The organism is Paraburkholderia sp. RL18-085-BIA-A, from assembly GCF_046027075.1.
GTDB lineage: Bacteria > Pseudomonadota > Gammaproteobacteria > Burkholderiales > Burkholderiaceae > Paraburkholderia.
Genome location: NZ_JARESU010000061.1, coordinates 12752 through 31369, shown reverse-complemented (window position 1 = coordinate 31369; position 18618 = coordinate 12752). Strand labels below are relative to the sequence as shown.

The 18618-nt window shown below is 63.0% G+C and carries 18 protein-coding genes, 1 pseudogene and 1 riboswitch; of the genes and pseudogenes, 8 read left to right on the top strand and 11 right to left on the bottom strand.

The features are described 5' to 3' along the window. Positions 1-14 precede the first annotated feature (14 nt). Positions 15-114, bottom strand: a riboswitch (guanidine-I (ykkC/yxkD leader). Positions 115-299: 185 nt separating this feature from the next. Next, positions 300-464, bottom strand: coding sequence for a type 2 periplasmic-binding domain-containing protein (locus P0D89_RS31085; protein ID WP_408361630.1), 165 nt, complete (start codon positions 462-464; stop codon positions 300-302). A gap of 216 nt (positions 465-680) precedes the next feature. On the opposite strand from P0D89_RS31085, the gene P0D89_RS31080 reads away from it, so the two are divergent. Continuing rightward, complete coding sequence (locus P0D89_RS31080; protein ID WP_408361629.1) at positions 681-2375, top strand: mechanosensitive ion channel family protein; 1695 nt, start codon at positions 681-683, stop codon at positions 2373-2375. A 20-nt stretch (positions 2376-2395) separates the two neighbouring features. Here P0D89_RS31080 and P0D89_RS31075 read toward each other — a convergent pair whose 3' ends face one another. The 3 genes from P0D89_RS31075 to P0D89_RS31065 all read right to left on the bottom strand — a co-directional run bounded on the left by P0D89_RS31075 (position 2396) and on the right by P0D89_RS31065 (position 3670). Beyond that, complete coding sequence (locus P0D89_RS31075; RefSeq protein ID WP_408361645.1) at positions 2396-2539, bottom strand: hypothetical protein; 144 nt, start codon at positions 2537-2539, stop codon at positions 2396-2398. Positions 2540-2605: 66 nt separating this feature from the next. Then, positions 2606-2836 (bottom strand): SPASM domain-containing protein, encoded by a 231-nt coding sequence (locus P0D89_RS31070; RefSeq protein ID WP_408361628.1) that lies wholly within the window; start codon positions 2834-2836, stop codon positions 2606-2608. A 12-nt stretch (positions 2837-2848) separates the two neighbouring features. Further along, complete coding sequence (locus tag P0D89_RS31065; RefSeq protein ID WP_408361644.1) at positions 2849-3670, bottom strand: LysR substrate-binding domain-containing protein; 822 nt, start codon at positions 3668-3670, stop codon at positions 2849-2851. 124 nt (positions 3671-3794) lie between these two features. On the opposite strand from P0D89_RS31065, the gene P0D89_RS31060 reads away from it, so the two are divergent. Then, entirely contained in the window at positions 3795-4646 is an 852-nt protein-coding gene (locus P0D89_RS31060; protein WP_408361627.1) for an alpha/beta fold hydrolase, read from the top strand. 667 nt (positions 4647-5313) lie between these two features. Here P0D89_RS31060 and P0D89_RS31055 read toward each other — a convergent pair. Then, the gene (locus P0D89_RS31055; RefSeq protein ID WP_408361625.1) at positions 5314-5670 is read right to left on the bottom strand and encodes a cupin domain-containing protein; all 357 of its coding nucleotides are present in this window, start codon (positions 5668-5670) and stop codon (positions 5314-5316) included. Between the two features lie 292 nt (positions 5671-5962). Between P0D89_RS31055 and P0D89_RS31050 the strand changes: the two genes are divergently transcribed. Genes P0D89_RS31050 through P0D89_RS31035 form a run of 4 tightly spaced genes read left to right on the top strand, consistent with a single transcriptional unit; the run spans position 5963 to position 10067 of the window. Next, on the top strand, positions 5963-7039 hold the full coding sequence (locus tag P0D89_RS31050; RefSeq protein WP_408361624.1) for an LLM class flavin-dependent oxidoreductase: 1077 nt from the start codon (positions 5963-5965) through the stop codon (positions 7037-7039). 15 nt (positions 7040-7054) lie between these two features. Continuing rightward, positions 7055-7867 (top strand): class II aldolase/adducin family protein, encoded by an 813-nt coding sequence (locus P0D89_RS31045; protein ID WP_408361623.1) that lies wholly within the window; start codon positions 7055-7057, stop codon positions 7865-7867. Next, a complete protein-coding gene (locus P0D89_RS31040; protein ID WP_408361622.1) occupies positions 7867-8463 on the top strand; it encodes a cysteine dioxygenase family protein in 597 nt (198 codons plus the stop codon). Before P0D89_RS31045 ends, P0D89_RS31040 begins: the two co-directional genes overlap by 1 nt. Further along, the gene (locus P0D89_RS31035) at positions 8460-10067 is read left to right on the top strand and encodes a rhodanese homology domain-containing protein (RefSeq protein ID WP_408361621.1); all 1608 of its coding nucleotides are present in this window, start codon (positions 8460-8462) and stop codon (positions 10065-10067) included. The genes P0D89_RS31040 and P0D89_RS31035 overlap by 4 nt, the downstream gene beginning before the upstream one ends. 66 nt (positions 10068-10133) lie before the next feature. Here P0D89_RS31035 and P0D89_RS31030 read toward each other — a convergent pair whose 3' ends face one another. Beyond that, complete coding sequence (locus P0D89_RS31030; RefSeq protein WP_408361620.1) at positions 10134-11045, bottom strand: LysR family transcriptional regulator; 912 nt, start codon at positions 11043-11045, stop codon at positions 10134-10136. 320 nt (positions 11046-11365) lie between these two features. Between P0D89_RS31030 and P0D89_RS31025 the strand changes: the two are divergent. Further along, positions 11366-12612: pseudogene (locus tag P0D89_RS31025) on the top strand (acyl-CoA dehydrogenase family protein). A 225-nt stretch (positions 12613-12837) separates the two neighbouring features. Here P0D89_RS31025 and P0D89_RS31020 read toward each other — a convergent pair. Further along, positions 12838-13029, bottom strand: a complete 192-nt coding sequence (locus P0D89_RS31020) for a hypothetical protein (protein WP_408361618.1) — start codon at positions 13027-13029, stop codon at positions 12838-12840. Here P0D89_RS31020 and P0D89_RS31015 point away from each other — a divergent pair. Further along, entirely contained in the window at positions 13028-14323 is a 1296-nt protein-coding gene (locus tag P0D89_RS31015; RefSeq protein WP_408361617.1) for a metallophosphoesterase family protein, read from the top strand. The two genes, P0D89_RS31020 and P0D89_RS31015, sit on opposite strands and share 2 nt — an antisense overlap. Positions 14324-14764: 441 nt before the next feature. Here the strand turns inward: P0D89_RS31015 and P0D89_RS31010 are convergent, their stop codons facing one another. The 4 genes from P0D89_RS31010 to P0D89_RS30995 form a co-directional block, all read right to left on the bottom strand. After that, a complete protein-coding gene (locus tag P0D89_RS31010) occupies positions 14765-15760 on the bottom strand; it encodes an ABC transporter substrate-binding protein (protein WP_408361616.1) in 996 nt (331 codons plus the stop codon). Between the two features lie 80 nt (positions 15761-15840). Then, positions 15841-16545 (bottom strand): ABC transporter ATP-binding protein, encoded by a 705-nt coding sequence (locus P0D89_RS31005; RefSeq protein WP_408361615.1) that lies wholly within the window; start codon positions 16543-16545, stop codon positions 15841-15843. Next, positions 16542-17426, bottom strand: a complete 885-nt coding sequence (locus P0D89_RS31000; RefSeq protein WP_408377664.1) for an ABC transporter permease subunit — start codon at positions 17424-17426, stop codon at positions 16542-16544. Before P0D89_RS31000 ends, P0D89_RS31005 begins: the two co-directional genes overlap by 4 nt. Positions 17427-17473: 47 nt before the next feature. After that, positions 17474-18517, bottom strand: a complete 1044-nt coding sequence (locus tag P0D89_RS30995) for an ABC transporter substrate-binding protein (RefSeq protein WP_408377662.1) — start codon at positions 18515-18517, stop codon at positions 17474-17476. Positions 18518-18618: the final 101 nt, after the last annotated feature.

Here is an 18618-nt window from a genome sequence, read left to right as displayed (position 1 = left end):
GCGAACATCGCGTTCTCTCCCGGGCTTTTGTCCCGCCGTGTAACCTCGCCTGAGGTCGACGGCTCTCGGACCAGCGCCTGCGTGAAGCAGGCCGGAACCCTAGCCGTCCATTTCCAGATTGTGTGCGAACCGGATGATGCGCCGGCTCCTTGCCCTCGTTCTTAAGCGAGAAGCGTGCCATGCGGAAATCTCCGCATTCCGGCGCATTGCAGCGGATTTCTGCCCCGTTCGGGTGATGGTACGCACTCGCGTATGCCGATGCGGCACCTTATTCGTGCATTTGCCGCGGGGCTTCGAATTCACATCATGAACTCGGGCAACCCGGCCGCGAGAGCATCGACCGCGAAGCGCACCTTCCTCGGCAGATGCGGCGTCTGCAGCCACAGCGCGTACGCATCGTCGAGACAGCTGCTCTGGTCGGGCAGCACCTGAACGAGCGTAGCCGCCTGAATGCGCTCGCGCACGCTTTTCCCCTTTTCCTGGTGACAGCAACGGACCCGGTCAACTAATCTACGTTGCGGACTGAAAAACTAACGGCCCTGCGTGAGAGTTTGCTCGACCGTATTTAGCATTGGAGCCCCAGGCAAATGACGGCAAGCGCTTCAGCGTTGCGCAGATCTTCGGTCGACGGACTGCGTGGATTTGCATGTCCAGCCGACCATGCGTTCTCGCGCAAACTCATGTTGTGGGCACTTCGGGGCATCGTCGGCGCCATGCTTGCCGTGGTTTCGTTTTTGCTCTATGCCGCCGATGCACAGGCCCAAGCCAGCGCGCCTGCAGCAACGGGCGCAACGTCCGCCGATGTCACCCTCATGGACCGCCCCATCGCGACCTTTCGCGCGAGCCTGAGCGGCGCCACGCCGGAGCAGCGCGCGCGGCGCACACAGGCGGTGCTCGAAGGGCTCTCGGAGCGCACGCTCGAACTGCCGACCCAAACGGTCCATGGCTCGCTGGGCGAGCAACGGGGCGTCATATTCCGGCGCGGCGATCGTATTCTGTTCGCGCTCCTTCAGGACGATGTCGATCCTGCCGACACCCGCCCGTTCGACGACGTCGCCACCGAGACTCAGTCCCGGCTCGATGCCGCTCTGGCGGCGCGGCGCGCGCAATTGCACTGGCCGAACATCGTTCGCGGCATTCTGTATTCGGTCCTCGCGACGGTCATTCTCGTTGCGGCGATCTGGCTGATCGGCCGTATGCAAACGTGGCTCCAGGCGCGCATTCAGTACGCGGTCGAAGCCCATGTCCTGCGGCGCACGGCAAAGAGCTTTGACTGGACCGGCTCGGCCTTCCACCTCGCGCGACAGATCGTGCAATTGATGTCGCTCTTCCTCGCCGCAGCCCTCATTTACCTCTACCTGATCGTCGTGCTGGAGCGGTTCCCCGCATCGGAGCCGATGGGCGCTCGCCTAAGCGGTTTTCTCTGGTCGCTGGCCAACGACATCGCCTCGGCGATCGTCAACGCGATCCCGGGAATCATCACGGTCGTGGTCATTTTTCTGCTCACGCGTGCGCTTCAGAATCTGCTCGATAACGTCTTTCGTGCGGTGCAGCAGCGTAATCTGACGATCCCCGGACTGCACCCGGATACGGCCGGCGCCACCCGCCGCATCGTGAGCATCGTCGTCTGGGCGCTGGCGCTGACTTTTGCGTATCCGTATCTGCCCGGCGCGCAGAGCGATGTCTTCAAGGGCTTGAGCGTGCTGCTCGGCCTGATGGTCACGCTGGGGTCGTCCGGGATCGTGAATCAATTGATGAGCGGCATCGTCGTCACGTATAGCCGCGCTTTCCACAAGGGCGACATGGTCAAGATCGGCGATCTGACAGGAACCGTGGTGAGCGTGGACACGCTGTCGGTCAAGTTGACGAACGTCCGCCAGGAGGAAGTCACGATTCCGAACGCGGTCGTGGTGGGCTCGGTGGTCTGCAATTATTCAAACCGTGAAGGCAAGCCGCCCGCTTTCCTGACGGCCTCGGTCACGATCGGCTACGACACGCCGTGGCGGCAGGTGCAGGTGATGCTGGCGCTTGCCGCGGCGCGCACCAGACAGACGCTCGATACCCCGCCTCCTTTTGTTTTGCAGCAAGCCTTATCTGACTTCTATATCGAGTACGCCCTGCATGTTGCCGTGGCGGACCCCAACCTCCGCCCCGTCATTCTGAGCGAGTTGCACAGCCATATCGTCGACGTGTTCAACGAATACGACGTGCAGATCATGTCGCCGCACTTTATGGGGCAGCCCGCCGCCAACGTCGTTGTTCCGCGCGAAGGGTGGTACGCGGCGCCGGCCACATCCCCGGAGGAGTCGGGCAACGCGCAGGCTATACAGAATGCGCCGCCGTTCGGGCCGGCGGACAACTCGTCGCGGCGTTGATTCGCGAGAGCGGGTTTCAATCAGGCGCAATGCTTTGCCAACTGTCTGAGCGCTGGGCCCGCGTAGTCATGAAAGCGACGGATGCCCGAGCACAGATAGTTCAATCCGGGCTCCCCGTCGGGGCTTCGCACGAAACGGTTCTTCGGACACTCCCCCCAGCACAGATTCAGGTGCTTACACTTGCGGCAGAAATCAGGAAGAGAATCGCGCTTTGCGTAGCCGAAGCTTTGCTAGTGTTTCGAGAATGCCATTTCGCCGAGATGTATCGTAAGTATGTTGCCCAGCGAGTACGCCGGGTACACGTAGTGATCGCATGAATAGACTTCACCGTCGTGCTCGATCGCCAATGCCTTGCCGCAGAATTCGCCCGTCAAGCACGTTTGCGCGGGCCGCCCATCGTCTGGACGACGGCTGTTTCGAACAGGTTCACCAGCACGCGGCTCACGTCCTTTCCGTACCACCGGTGTCTACAACTAGCGCCTCAATTCCGCGAGAATTTTCTCCGCGAGAAATTCGCATGGCGGCCGCCTTGATCCGGTGCTCCGCGCGAGCACCATTTCAAGGGCGTCAATCTTTGGTAAGCCGTGAGCTTGGCCGAGCAGCACGAAGTGCGGCGGCACGGCACAGCGAGCCAGCGACACAACCGCGAGCCCAGCCTCGGCCATGGAAAGCAGACCGAGCAGACTCGGACTTTCATACGAAGTCCGGTAAGTGATCTTCGCGCGCTCGAGGCTACGAATTGCGTTTTCCCGCGCGACGCTGCCCGGCAGGAACACCGCGATCGGCAGGGGCCTCTCGCGCCAGATTTCATCGGCGCTCGGCGCCGCTGCCCACTCCATCGGCTCGAAGCGAATGAACTCCCCCGACAAACCCTTGACTCGCGTTGCGCATACCAGATCGACCGAACCGTCTTTCACCATTGGCGCAAGCGCAACGCTCGGCAACCCCACGACCTGAATCTCCACCTTCGGATAGGTCGCGGAAAATTTCTTGAGAATCGGCGGCAGCAGCGAGGAAGCGTAGTCGTCCGGCACGCCGATGCTCACGCGTCCGGTCACGTCTGGCCGAACCACCGCGGCCCACGCCTCGTCGCGCAATGCCAGCATGCGGCGAGCGTAGGTCAGCAGGACCTCGCCGTCCTGGGTCGGGACGACATTTCTCGGTTTGCGGACGAAAAGCGGCTTGCCCAGCGCGGTTTCAAGCGTCTTGATCTGCATGCTTACCGCCGATTGCGAACGATGCACCACCTCAGCCGCCCGGCTGATGTTACCGGTGTCGGCCACCGCGACGATCATCGTCATGACGTCCAGGTCGAGAGCTTTCAATGCTGGTATCAGAAAAATAGATAGATTCGATCAATATTACGCGATTTTCCAGGAAATCGACATCGGGCATAGTGGCCGCAAAAGGAGCCAGTCAATGAACGCCCGTACCGATTTCTCATTGCTTGCCGTACCAGAACTGTCGTTTGCGACGATCGCATCCGGCATCTGCGTGCCGTATCTCGAGTGCGGAGAAGGGGAACCGCTGCTATTCGTGCATGGTTCGCTGTGCGACTACCGCTACTGGAGCGCGCAGACCGCGGCGCTGTCGCAGCATTTCAGATGCATCACGGTGAGCCTGAGCCACTACTGGCCGGCGAGCGAGGCATGTATCCAGGGCGAGTTCGGCTGGCAGACGCACGTGGCCGAGCTGGCCGAGTTCATCGACGCAATCGGCCTCGCGCCCGTCCATCTGGTCGGGCATTCGCGTGGCGGCTGCATCGCGTTTCATGTCGCACGCGAGCATCCGCGGCTCGTGAAATCATTGACGCTCGCGGACCCGGGCGGTCCGCTGCAGATCGAGGGGATGCTGGATGCGTCTCTGCCCGCATCGACCAATGTGTTGCGCGCACGCGTCGCCGAACTCATCGAAGATCAGCAGATCGACGCTGGACTGGAGCTGTTCGTCGACTCGGTGAGCGCGCCCGGATCATGGCGCAGAAGCCCGGTTGCGTTTCGCACCATGGCAATCGACAACGCGGGCACGCTGCCCAAACAGGTGCGCGACCCGTTGCCCGCCTATTCCCGTGACGCGGCGCGCGACGTGAAGTGCAGGACGTTGCTGATCGACGGCCAGAAGAGTCCTCGGATGTTTCGCAACACCGTCGAAAAGCTCGCCGAATGGATCGACCATGCCGAGCGGCAGACCATCGAAGGTGCGTCGCATGGGATGAATGTGTCGAATGCCGGTGCCTTTAACCGGCTTGTGAGTGCCTTCGCGCGCTTCTGAACATCGCATGCGAGGCGCGCAAGCATGGGGGCTCATGCAGCACGCGCGAGCGGCCTGGCATGGACTAATGCTGCCCGGCGTTAAGTAGCAGCCAGATCTGCCGCGCCGGCGGTCCGGCAAGAATTCGCGCAAACACCGCACGGCACCGAATACAGGTGTAGTGCTCCTCTGCCCGCGCATCCTTCACCGCCCCAACGCCATTGAGCGTGAGATCGCGGTGCGGGATCGCAGTTGACGGCTGCCCGTAGAGATCCGCGCACAGCGCGCAAGGTTGAATCCAAAGGTCCATTCATGGGCTGCCAACTGTTGCGACAGTCATGGTTGCCGGCTTCCAGAACTACGTGAATCGCAAAGCCAAAGCGGCTCACGCCGCGAGTCGATGCTCATGATACAGCCGGTCCCGATCATCGAGAGTCGTGCGCGGCTGCCAAATCTCATGGATTGGAATCCAACCACACGTCAAAGTTCTCAGGTCTGTCGATGACGATACCCCGATTGTGCCCTGCGGTTGCGACCTCTGGCGGCGGCTCGTCTGTGATCGCAGCGAATGAAAACAGCTCAGCGGCGCTGCCGGGGCTGCTAGCGGTGACGACCAACGCGGGCATTAGCCTGGCCGCCGTGCTGTCGCGGTTGATCCCGAGCGAGTTGCTCGACGGTTTGACCTGTCTTATGGCGACCTCATCCAATGCGGCGGTGCTTCGCACTGCACGGTAGTCAGATCAGACTTTTCAACCGTTAGGTTGACAGAGCGTGCACCCGCCGGCCGCGTGCGATGGCGCATACCTGCGGGCACCGTCAGCATCTGGCCCGCCTGGAGGTCGACTGATCCATCCTCGAAGTCGACGGTGAGCACGCCTTCAACGACGAAAAATGTTTCGTCCGAGTTCGGATGCAGATGCCACAAATACGGCCCGTCCATGACGCTCAAGTGGACGTCGTGGTCATTCACGCTGGTCAGTACCTGATTCGAATAACCTTCACGCGTGCAGCCGGCGACTGCACGAACATCGATCGGTTGGATCATGTCCTCTCCGCTGAAGTTGCAAATGACGGGTTGGGCTCACGGTAAGCCGCGCGTGTCCGTCCATAGGGACTTCGAGAATACTAAAAATTAGCCGGAATCCCGAGGAAACACCTCAGGGAAACCCGGCGGCGCGCGCCTATCATGCGTGTTCGATATGTTTATCTGAATTTACTATTTAACCTGCGCATAACCCGGTGTTAGCCTGCATTGACCCTGCAGGCGTGGCCTCGTGCACTCGCCTGCTCCGCAAACCCTCCCGCCTGGCGGGATTGAGAGATCAATAGGAGCGAACGTGAGCGTCGAATTCATTGGCATGATCCAGCAACGAAAATTGTCTGAAACGCATGCGCCCAACGGCCCTGCAATCGACGTCGACTACGTGCGCGCCTTCGCTCAGGCGCACGAAAACGCGGGGTTCGACCGCATTCTGGTCCCTCACAGCTCGACGAGCCCCGACGCCGCAATGACGATTTCCTACGCGGCCAGCGTCACGTCACGCGTGCACTTCATGCTCGCGCATCGCCCCGGCTTTGTATCACCGACGCTTGCCGCGCGGCAAATCGCGACGCTCGACCATTTCTCGGGTGGCCGTCTCGCGGTGCACTTCATCTCGGGCGGCAGCGACGAGGACCAGCGCCGCGATGGCGACTATCTGAGCCACGACGAGCGATATGCCCGCACCGACGAATACCTTCAGATCCTTCGGCGCGTGTGGACGGAAGACAAGCCGTTCGACCACGAAGGCCGCTTCTATCGCTTCGATCAGGCGTTCTCCGACGTGAAACCGAAGCAGACACCGCACGTACCGATCTATTTCGGCGGCGCGTCGGCCCCCGCGCTCGAAGTCGCCGGCAAACATGCCGACGTCTACGCGCTATGGGGCGAATCGAAGCAGCAGGTACTCGAACAGATCACGCGCGTGCGCGCCGAGGCCGCGAAGCACGGGCGGACCGTGCGCTTCTCGGTATCGTTCCGGCCGATTCTCGCGCCGACCGAAAAGGCGGCGTGGGAACGGGCGGAACACATCCTCGAAGAGACGCGCCGGCTGCGCGTCCAGCAAGGCTTTTCGCGCGGCGGCCCGCAACAGAGCGAAGGTGCGCGGCGTCTGCTCGCGGCGGCGGGTGACGGCGTACGCGCCGACGAGCGCTTGTGGACCGCGGTCGCGCGAGAAATCGGCGGCCGGTCGAATTCGACCGCGCTGGTCGGCACGCCCGCACAGGTCGCGCAAACGCTCTCCGAGTATCACGAACTCGGCGTGACGACGTTCCTGATCCGCGGCTTCGATCCTCTCGAAGACGCGATCGACTATGGCAGAGAACTGATTCCCGCGACGCGCGAATTGACGTCGCGCGCGCGCCATGCGGCCTGAACGGAACGCGAGATCATGAGCACCCTACGCCGCCAATCTTCCACCTTGCCGTTTCGCGACCCGCCGATCCGCAAGTTCTGGTTCGACGAGAACGGCCCCGCAAGAACCGTGGCCGAGGAGCGCCGCCATCGTCAGGAACGGCTCGCCGGCGCGTTTCGCCTGTTTGCCCAGGCCGGGTTCGCGCAAGGGCTCGCCGGCCATATCACCGCACGGGACCCAGAATGGACCGACCACTTCTGGGTCAATCCGCTCGGCCGGCATTTCGGACGCATGCGCGTGTCGGACCTGCTGCTGGTCAATAGCCGGGGCGAAATCGTGATTGGCGCGGGGCCCGTCAATCAGGCGGCATTCGCGATCCACGCCGCGATTCACGAAGCGCGTCCCGACATCGTCGCGGCTGCTCACACGCATTCGCTGTATGGCAAGGCATGGTCGACGCTCGGCCGCACACTCGACCCGCTCACGCAGGATTCGTGCTCCTTCTACGAGGACCACGCGCTCTTCGACGACTTCAGAGGCGTGGTGCTGGATACGACGGAAGGCGCACGCATTGCCGCCGCGCTGGGCAACTTCAAGGCGGTCATATTGAAGAACCACGGCATTCTGACCGCCGGCCCGACAGTCGAAGCGGCGGCCTGGTGGTACCTCGCGCTCGACAACGCGTGTCATGCGCAACTGCTCGCGGAGGCTGCAGGCAAGCCGCAGCCGATTCCTCACGAGATGGCGGCGTTGACGCACGCGCAGGTCGGGCGGCCAGGCGGCGCGCAATATTCATTCGAGAGCCTTTATGAAGGTCTGGTCGTTGCCGAACCGGAGTTGCTCGACTGATGGCTATTCGCAAACTTCGGCACTTTGTGCGCACCATCGCGGAACTGGTCGACACGGCCGCCAGCGAAGCCGACCTGCTCGAACGCGGCGCGACCGCGTTGAGCGAGTTGATCAGCGTCGACGACTGGTTGCCCGATGCCTACGTGCAACCATCGGCGGATCGCTATCAGCAATTCCTGCTCTATGCCGACGTCCGCCAGCGATTCTCCGTGGTCAGCTTCGTCTGGGGACCGGGCCAGCAAACGCCGATTCACGACCACACGGTATGGGGTTTGATCGGCGTGCTTCGCGGCGCGGAACTCGCGGCGTCTTTCGTGCGCGATCGCGACGGCACGCCGCGCCAGACAGGCGATGAAGTGCGGCTCGAGCGCGGCGCGGTCGAAGCCGTCTCTCCGAACATCGGCGACATTCACCGCGTCCGTAATGCATACGACGACCGCGTGTCCATCAGCATTCATGTTTATGGCGCGAACATCGGCGCGATCCATCGCTCGACGTATCCACCCGGTGCAACGCCCAAGCCCTTCATTTCAGGCTATTCGAACGACACCGTCCCCAATCTGTGGGACCTCAGCAAGGAACTCCGTCTTTCATGAAGTCATATCGCGAACGTACTTACCAGGATGTGCGGGAAGCGCTGCTCGCCGGACGCGAGATCGCGTTGCTCGACGTGCGCGAGGAAGATCCGCACGCGCAGAGTCATCCGCTGTTCGCTGCAAACTTCCCGCTGTCGAAAATTGAGGTGGAAGCGTACACACGTCTGCCGCGCCCGGGCATTCCGATCGTGCTGCTCGATGCGGACGAAGGATTTGCCGCGCGCGCCGCCGAGCGACTCACCGCGCTCGGCTATACCGACGTGACGCAGCTCGCAGGTGGCCTGAAGGGCTGGATCGCGGCCGGCGGTGAAGTGTTTCGCGACGTCAACGTGCCGAGCAAGGCGTTCGGCGAATTCGTCGAGGCGCGACGGCATACGCCTTCGTTGTCGGCGCAGGCCGTCGATGCGCTGTTGCAGAATGGCGAGGATGTCGTCGTGCTCGATGCGCGCCGCTTCGACGAGTATCAGACGATGAACATTCCAGGCAGCATCAGCGTGCCCGGCGCGGAACTGGTCCTGCGCGCGCGGGCCCTCGCACCGGACGCGAAGACTCGCGTCATCGTCAATTGCGCGGGACGCACGCGCAGCATCATCGGCACGCAATCGCTCGTCAACGCGGGCTTGCCGAATCCCGTCGCCGCGTTGCGCAACGGCACGATCGGCTGGACGCTCGCCGGGCAGACCTTGCAGCACGGCAGCAACCGGACGTTCGACATTGGCGCGGGGCGCGATCCGGCGAACCTCGCCGCCGCGCGCACGGCGGCGCAAGCGCTCGCCGAGCGTGCGGGCGTGGGGCGCGCGTCGCTTGAAGAAGCCGCACGGTGGACGACGGACGCATCACGCACCACGTACCGCTTCGATGTGCGGACGCCCGCCGAGTACGAACAGGCTCACGTATCCGGATTCCAGGGTGCGCCTGGCGGCCAGCTCGTGCAGGAAACGGAGATGTTTGCGCCCGTGCGCGGCGCGCGTGTCGTGCTGTTCGACGACGATGGCGTGCGCGCCAACATGACGGCGTCGTGGCTTGCGCAGATGAATATCGACGTCTATGTGATCGACGGCGTGTCGCCGGACCAGTTGACCCAGAGCGGCGCATGGCAGGCCCCGAAGCCACAGCCATCGCCGACGCCGTCGATCTCGCCGGAGCAACTCGCCGCGCTACTGGCGGACAAGGAGAGCCAGACGGTCGTGCTCGACTTCACGTCCAGCGCGAATCATGTCAAAGGCCATATTCCCGGCGCGCACTGGGCGCTCCGCTCGCGTCTGACGAACGACTTCGACGATCTGCGCGTGTTGCCCGACGCGAAGCGCTATGTCGTCACGTGCGCGACCAATGTGCTTGCACCGTTCGCCGCGCCCGAGGTCGCAACGCTGACCGGCAAGCCCGTGCAGGTGCTCGAAGGCGGCACGTCCGCATGGATTCGCGCAGGATTGCCGGTCGAAACGGGCGACGCTTCTCTGGCATCGCCGCGTATAGATCGCTATCGCCGGCCCTATGAAGGCACCGACAACGCACATGAAGCGATGAACGCCTATCTGGAATGGGAATACGGACTGGTCGCGCAGCTCGAACGCGACGGCACGCATGGCTTCTTCGTGATCTGATCCGGGCGGTGTCGGTCCACGTGTCGATTAGCGCGGACCGGCTGCACGGCGCACACGCGTGCGGTGTCACGCAGCGCGAGCGAGACGCGCGGCCTTGAAGCTCTGCTCGATACTCCCGGACAACACGGCGATGGCGCTCTGCATCTTGCCGAGCGCGCGCGAGCGAACCATCCACACCGCGATTTCGGGCTTGAAGTCGGTGACCGGAACGATGTCCAGCTCAGATGCATGCGTGCTCCTGTTGAGGAGCGGCACGGGGACGAGACCCAGCCCCACGCCGTCCGCGACAAGGCCAAGTTGCAGTTCCGTGCCGAGGGTCTCCAGATTGAGCTTCAGCGTGTAGCCTTGCGCGGCGAGCGCATGTTGAAGACCCGCCCGGAAGCCGCAACCGTCCGGGTTGAGAACCCAGCCCAGGGGCTGACATTCGGCGAGCGAATAGGTGCGTTTCTTCATGCTGCCCTTGCGCGCGACCACCGCCATCTTGAGCGCCCCAAGCGAATTGGCGACCAGGGTCTCGGGCAACAAACGATTGGCCGGCAACAGCACGACGGCCGCATCCAGTTCGCCGTCTTCAACCTTTTGCAGCAATGGACTGCCCCAGCCTGTCGATACCCTCGCCTGAAGCTCGGGATGCGCCTGTCTGAGCGCATGCAACGCGGTGAGCATCGCCACGTCCGCGACTGTTTGCGCGACACCGAGTCTGAGCACGCCGGCAAGCGGCGCATCGTCGGTGACGAGATGGCGCAGCGCATCGACCTCGCGCACGATCGCGCGACATTGCTCGTAGACCGCGCGCCCCATTGGCGTGGTTTTTAACGGCTTGGTATTGCGATCCAGCAGCTCGACGCCGAGTGCTTCTTCGAAATTCTGAATCCGCCGCGTCACGGCGGGCTGGGTGAGTGTCAGCGATTCGGCTGCCTGACTCAACGACTGGCTGCGCACGACCGCGACAAATGCCTCAATTTCATCGAGTTTCATTGATCTTTTTCGGTTCCGGAAAGATACGTGGACTCACCACGTTGATCGGGTTTGTCCTAGCTTAGCGCGTTTGGCCTGTATCGCTCAATGCCGCAATGCATTGCGTTTTCGCATATTAACAAAGAAGAACAATGCGTTTGCGTAATAACCTGCGCGTCCGTATCGTAGGCTTCTCAGCGTTTCTGTACGCTGCTTCGGCGGGAACTACCCATGTATCGATTACTTGCCTGACTGGCGCTCGCCGCACTGCCTGTCAGGCAGTTCCCGCTCGCGTCGCCGTGATTCACGAGCGTCCTTCCCGCCCCGACACCGTAAAGAGCATGACGAGCCGACATCCCGATACCAACCTGATCGTTCCCGTGCACAACCTCGAGCACCACAGCACGCGCGACGCCGAACGCGACCCCGTGGCCGTCTGCGCATTCGCCGATCTGAACAGCGAACGCGCCGATCGCTGGCTGGCTTCGTTGACTGCGGAGTTCGCAGCAGGCGCGGCCGCGCTCGATCAGGGTCCGCATTTTCCTCACGACAACCTCGCGTGTCTGCGCCGCGCGGGATTGCTGTCGCTTACCGTGCCGCGCGCGCTTGGCGGCCACGAGGCGACTCTCGCGCAAACATTGAAGGTGGTTCGGGCCGTTGCGCGCGGCGAACCGTCGACCGCCTTGATCCTCGTGATGCAGTGTCTTTATCACCTTCGGTTGCAAGCGAATCCCAACTGGCCGGTCGCGTTGAAGCAGCAGATCGCGCGCGACGCAGTGGAGCGTGGCGCGCTGATCAATTCGCTGCGGGTCGAGCCTGAACTGGGTTCGCCCTCGCGCGGCGGCTTGCCCGCAACAGTCGGCAGGCGCGCAGGCGATCACTGGATTCTGAATGGACGCAAGATCTATTCGACGGGCAGCCCCGGACTCACATGGTTCGCTGTCTGGGGACGCACCGACGAGCCTGAGCCGCGCGTCGGCACATGGCTCGTGCATCGCAATACACCCGGTATTCGATTCGGCGAGCCATGGAATCATCTCGGTTCATGCGCGCGACGGGCAGCCACGAAGTGATCTTTGACAACGTGCATGTGCCGGCCGACTATGCGGTCGACCTGCAACCGCCCGGGCCGGCCAACGGCATGGACCCGGTCACGGCACTCTGGATGAGCGTGCTGCTTCCGTCGATCTACGACGGCGTGGCCCGCGCTGCACGCGACTGGTTCGTGCAATGGGCCGCGACGCGCGTGCCGTCCGGCCTGAAGGCGCCTCTCGCGAGTCTCGACAGCTTTCAGCAGACCGCGGGACGCATCGACGCGCTGCTCCTCAACAACCGGGTATTGCTCGACGCTGGCGCGACGGGCCAGATCGCGGTGAACGAGGCCGCGACCATCAAGTATCTCGTCAGCAAGAACGCAATCGACGCCGTCGAACTCGCGCTCGAAGCGAGCGGCAATCCTGGCCTGAGCCGCCACAACGCGCTGGAGCGGCACTATCGGGATGTGCTCTGCGCGCGGATCCACACACCGCAAAACGATACCGTCCTGGGCAATCTGGGGCGCGCCGCCTTCGCCCCGTTCGCGGGTTGAACGCCTGTCGTTTCATCGGGTACGTGAGTCATCAGGAGTAACACCCAACTGGTTTGACGCCGAATGAAGTTTGATGATCAAACGGCGTATCGGCCTGACGGATAACCTGAATAATTCAACGAACCAATTCGATCCGGTCGCGACACTTTTCCGCAATACGCGTGTCGTAGCGTTCGACGGATGCAACGGTCAACGCCGTTCGCCCGCTTCCCCGCTTACTCTTCGTCAGGAGGCGCTCATGCCGGCAAAACGCGAATCGAAACCGAAAACGAAGGCGAAAGAAACCACAACGAAAGAAAAGGACAGGAAACAGACGGCCGCAAAGGCCGCGGCCCCCTCCAGAAAGGCCGCCGCGCGTGCCAGGAGCGCGAACCAGGCGGCCTGGCTCGCCACCGCCGCCCCGCCCGCGATGCGCATGCTGGACAAGCCCGTGTTCGCGCAGCCCCAGCCGACCGCCGATCCGACGGTGTTTCGTGTGCCTCATCCATCGGACGCCGCCGCCTACAAGGAGATCGACAAGCTCAATGCGGAACACAAGCTGTTTCCACTGCCGTTTCCCGCGCCGAGAGGCGGCGTGGAACCTCAGCTCTCCCTCGCCGAAGTCATGGGCGGCAACACCGCCGCCATCGACAGGATCACGGCCGCCGGGCAACTCGTTTTTCACGCGCTGGGCGACTGCGGCAATACGAAAGGCCCCACGACCCAGAACGAAGTAGCCGATAAACTGACCGCCGACTGCAACGAAACCAACGCCGCCGAAGTGCCACAGTTCGCGTTGATGCTTGGCGACGTAGTCTATAGCTTCGGCGAAGGCGCGTACTACTACGACCAGTTTTACGAACCGTATCGCAACTATCCAGCGCCGATCCTCGCCTGCGCGGGGAACCACGACGGGATGGTATCGCCCGAGGCGCACGCCGCGAGCCTTGCCGCATTCCTACGCAACTTTTGCGCGGATACCTTTGCCGTGACACCGGAAGCCGGTGGGCTATCGCGGACCGCGCAAATCCAGCCCGGCGTGTTCTTCACGTTCGAGGCGCCGTTCGTACGCGTGCTGGTGTTCTACAGCAACACGCTCGAAGATCCGGGCGTGATCTCCGACCCGAACATCGGACGCACTCAACTCGATTTTCTCGACGCCGCGCTCAAACGCGTCAAGGCAGAGAAGTTCACTGGGGCGCTGCTGTTCGCGGATCATCATCCGCCTTACTGCGCGGGCGGACATGGATCAAGCACCGCCATGCTGGCGCAGATCGACGCGGTGTGCGAAGCCAACGGCGTCTGGCCTCATGCTTTCCTCTCCGGCCATGCGCACAACTATCAGCGCTTCACGCGCACGCGCAACGCGGACGGCACACAGATTCCCTACCTCGTGTGCGGCAACGGCGGACATGGTTTGATCAAGCTCGCCGCGCATGGCGCGCCCGCCATCCGCGCGCCGCAGATTCTGCAAGCGGCATCGTCGACTACGGATCAGGTCGTGCTTGAAAACTACGACGACAGTAATTACGGGTATCTGCGCGTCGTCGTCACCGCGGCGCAGTTGCGCATCGAATATCACTCGGCATCGGACGGGCTCAACACAAAAGCACCGAACGACTACGTGACGATAGGCCTAGCCGATCGCAAGGTGGCCCATTTCGTCGCATCGGACATGGGACATCCCATGGCGGCACGAGCGATACGCGCATTGGTGGACCACCAGGCCTAACGCTCGAAACAGGCCGGCGGGGCGCAATTTTCAGAGCATTGGAGCACCGTGTTTTCGTCAACGTGGGATTGCACGAAAATTACCTGCTTTAACGGGAGCAAAAGCCATCTAGTCTTTCGGCTTTTCTTCAACTTCAAGCAGATGAGTCGAGCGTTGACCAGCGTATGTCACATCGCCGGCGCTGTCGCATAAGATCGCCTAACGATACACGCGCCGGCCAAAGGATCCGCAGAACGTCGGCGCACGACGCCTGCTCGCCGAAGCCGACAAGGGTACGGTGGTCGACAGGCGGCTGTGCACCGGCATCACCCCATTAACGCGCGCAGTGGGAAATTCGACAACGCTCATCGGCTTGCCCCGGAAGGTCACGAAGGCCTTGCTCGAATACATCGCGCTCGATTTCGTCGATGCCCCAGAGCGACTCGGTCTAGACCTTCTGCGTCACACTTTCACCAGATAATCCGCGACAGTGATCTGCTGGGGCAGCACGTTGCGCTTCGTGAGCCAGTCGGCGGCCTTTTGCAGATCCTGCACGAACGCCTTATCGTCCACGCCGTGCATCGTGTAGCGGCGCTTCATCGCCGTCAGCGTGGCGCGCACTTCGTCGCTGTAGTTGCCCTGCTTCTGGGCGATGCGTTCCGCCTCGTCCGGATGCTCCGACGCCCACTGCGCCTCCTGCGCGTAAGCCTTGTTGACCGCCCTCACGAGGTCCGGATTGTCCTGCGCGAACTTGCGTGTGGTCACATACGAATTGAAGTCGATCTGGAAGTCGAGGTCCCGGCCTTCGAGAAAAATATCGTGTCCCTTGTAGTTCGCACGGGCGATATCGACACCCGGACTCCACATCGACCACGCGTCGACCTTGCCCTGCCCGAAGGCAGGCGCGGCATCCGGCGGGTTCAGATAGACCAGCTTCACCGAATTGCGATCGACGTTGTGCTTTTCCAGCGCGGCGACCAGCAGAAACTCGCCAAGCCCCGAACGATTGACCGCCACTGATTTCCCGACCAGGTCTTCGACACGCTCGATGCCCGAGCCATCGCGTGCGATGATGGCCGTGCTACGCGGGTCGACGACACAGAAGTTCGCGAACACCAGCGGCGAGCCCGCGATCATCGCGGCCAGCGCGGGCGTCGTGCTGCCGCCAAAACTGAAGTCGGCGCTACCGCCCGTCACCGCCTGCAGCGACGGCGCGTGATTCGGGAACGGACCGATCCACTCGACCTTGATGCCGTCGGCGGCGAGCGTCTTCGCGAACTCGCCGCGCTCTTTCGCGAGGAGCGGCAAGCCGCCCGCACCCCACCCGAGACGCACGGTATCGGTCTTGCGACTGCCGCAGGCGCAAAGGCCGGTGGCAAGGGCGGAAGCGGCAAGCGTGCTTTGCAGGAAGCGGCGGCGCGACCAGGGTGCGCGGGATGCGTCGAGATCGTAGGACATGGAAGTGAAAAGAAGAATGAAGAGTGAAGCCCGGTTCGGCCGTCATGAATGAATGGAAGCGGTCGGCGCGGCGGCTGTCGCTACGCGTGGCTATCGACGCCCAGTTCCGCGAGCAGGGTTTCTCGAAGCGCTGCCACTGCGTGCTGGGCCACCACGTACTCGCCCGCTATCGCACCGTCGCGCATTACCAGCGCGCGATCCGCGAGCGCGATCGCCTCGTCCACATCGTGCGTGACCAGCAGAACGCCAGGACGATGCCGCTCGACCAGCTGTTTGACGAGCCGCTGCATCTTGATCCGGGTCAGCGCGTCGAGTGCGGCGAAGGGTTCGTCCAGCAGCAACAGGCGCGGCTCCTGGACGAGCGCACGCGCGAGCGCGACGCGTTGCGCCTGGCCGCCCGACAGATTGCGCGGCCAGTCTTCAGCCCGTTCGCCGAGTCCCACCTCGGCAAGCGCGCCCAGCGCACGTACGCGGTTTTCCACGCTATCGGGCAATCCGAGCGCCACGTTTCTCGCGAGCGATTCCCACGGCAGCAGCCGCGGCTCCTGAAACACGACAGCGGGCAAACGCGGACCGTCGATCATGCCGCCGTCGACGGAGTCGAGACCCGACAGCGCACGTAACAACGTCGTCTTGCCGCAGCCGCTTTCGCCGAGCAACGCAACGAACTCACCGCGCTCGATGCGAAGATTCAGTCCATCGATAACGACACGCGAACCATACGCGCGACGCAACTGGCGAACGATAACGGCCGCCGACGACACCTCTCTCAGATGCATGCTCATCGCTTGCCGCCTTGTGCATAGTTGGGATGCCAGCGCAGCAGCCAGCGTTCGAGCCCACGCGCGAAGGCATCGGCGAGCACGCCGATGCCCGCGTAGATCACGATGGTCATGACGATCACGTCGGTGCGCAGAAATTCGCGCGCATCCATCGCGAGAAAACCGATACCGGTGCTCGTCGCAATCGTTTCTGCGACGACGAGCGCGAGCCACGCCGAAGCCAACGCGTAACGCACGCCGGTGAGGATCGACGGCAATGCGCCAGGAATCACGATGCGGCGGATCAGCGCGCGTTTGGACAGGCCCATCACCCGGCCCAACTCCAGCAGCTTTGGATCGACCTGGCGGATCCCGAGTACGGTATTCACATAGATCGGAAAGAGCACGCCCAGCGCGACGAGAAAAATCTTGCCCGCTTCACCGACGCCGAACCACACGATCACGAGCGGCAACAGCGCAAGAAACGGAATGGCGCGCAGCATCTGGATGTTGCGGTCGAAAAACGCCTCGGCGACACGCGAAAATCCGACCGCCGTACCGAGCGCGACGCCCAGCGTCCCGCCGATCACGAAGCCGGTCATCGCACGCAACAGGCTCACGCCCATATCGTTCAGCAGACGACCCTGGGCGATCAGCGAGACTGCGGTTTGCGCGACACGCGTTGGCGCGGGCAACACTTGTGGCGACAGCAGGCCGAGCCGCGCAAAGGATTCCCAGACGACCAGCACGACAAGCGGCATGACGAGCGAGATCGAGCGCAGCGTGCGGTCGGAAAAACGGGCGGTGGCGCGTTCCCGTTGCAAGGGTGCCGGGGTCGACACGGCGCGCGGCGACGGCACGATCGGCTCGTGCGTCTGCGGACGATGGGCGCTGGCGGATGGCATGGCGATCCTTACGATGGTTCGGTTGGCTTGGGCTTTCGGGCGGCGGCTTATGCCAGTACGTCGGAGAACACCCGCGACGAAAAACGATCGGAGTTCGTGCCGGCGTTGAGCACGCCGACCGATTTCAGATCATCGGCATACAGCGCGATCTCCTTCCTGAATGCATCGCCGACGGGATGATGGTGGTCGGTGTGACTCTTGAGCATCGCGGTCAACTGACCGACGTCCGCGCCCGGCGCGTACGCCGAGAAAATCGTGGCGGCCTCGGCGGGATGGTTGGCGCTCCACTCGGTCGATTCCAGCAGCGCTTGCGTCAACGCCTGCGCAGTCGCGCGGTCCTTGCGGATCAGCGAGCCGCGCACACCCAGCACGCAGCACACGCGGTTCTGATATTCGCCGCACAGGTTGTTCGACACCTCGTGGAGATGGTCCGATTCGCGCAGCGTCCAGATTGTCGGGTCGCCGTCGGCGATCGCCTGCACTTCGCCCTTCTTCAACGCTTCGCCCAGAAGCGTCGCCGGGTACTGACGCCAGTGCACGTCGTTGTCCGGATCGACGCCGAGCTTCTTCAGCGTGATTGCGAAGAAATTCTTCGCCGGACTCGCCATGTCGCTGACGCCGACCGTGCGGCCCTTGAGGCCTTGCAGATCGACGATGCCCGAGGTCTTTGTCGCGAGCAGGCGCATGCAGCCGCCGTGGATGCCCGCCGTCAGCTTGACGTCGAAGCCCTGCTCCAGCGGCTTGATCCAGCGCAGCGCCATGCCGACGCCCGCATCCGATTTGCCTGTCGCAATTGCTTCGAGCAACTGATCGGTCGAGCCCGCGAAGTTGATCAATTCGACCTGCAGGCCGTGCTTTTCGAAGAAGCCCTGCTTGAGCGCGGCCGGGACCGGCGCGGTGCAGATCGCGCCGGCGTTCCAGGAGAGTTTCAACGGCTTCAGATTGCTCCGGGCGCTCTGCGCGGCGGCTTGCAGACCGGGCAAGCCAAACGATGCCCCGCCGAGTGTCGCCGCGCCCGCGGTCCATGCTGCGTTGCGCAGCCAGGCACGACGCGAGAGGTTGCGCGGTGCCGCGTTGTCAGTGAGGTCCATGTCCTTGCTTCCCGGTTCGTAATGTGAGTGCGTGTGATGCGGTTGCTCTGTGCGTTCTGTGCGTTCGCTGTGTGCGGTGCGTTCTGTGCCGGCCGTTCGCG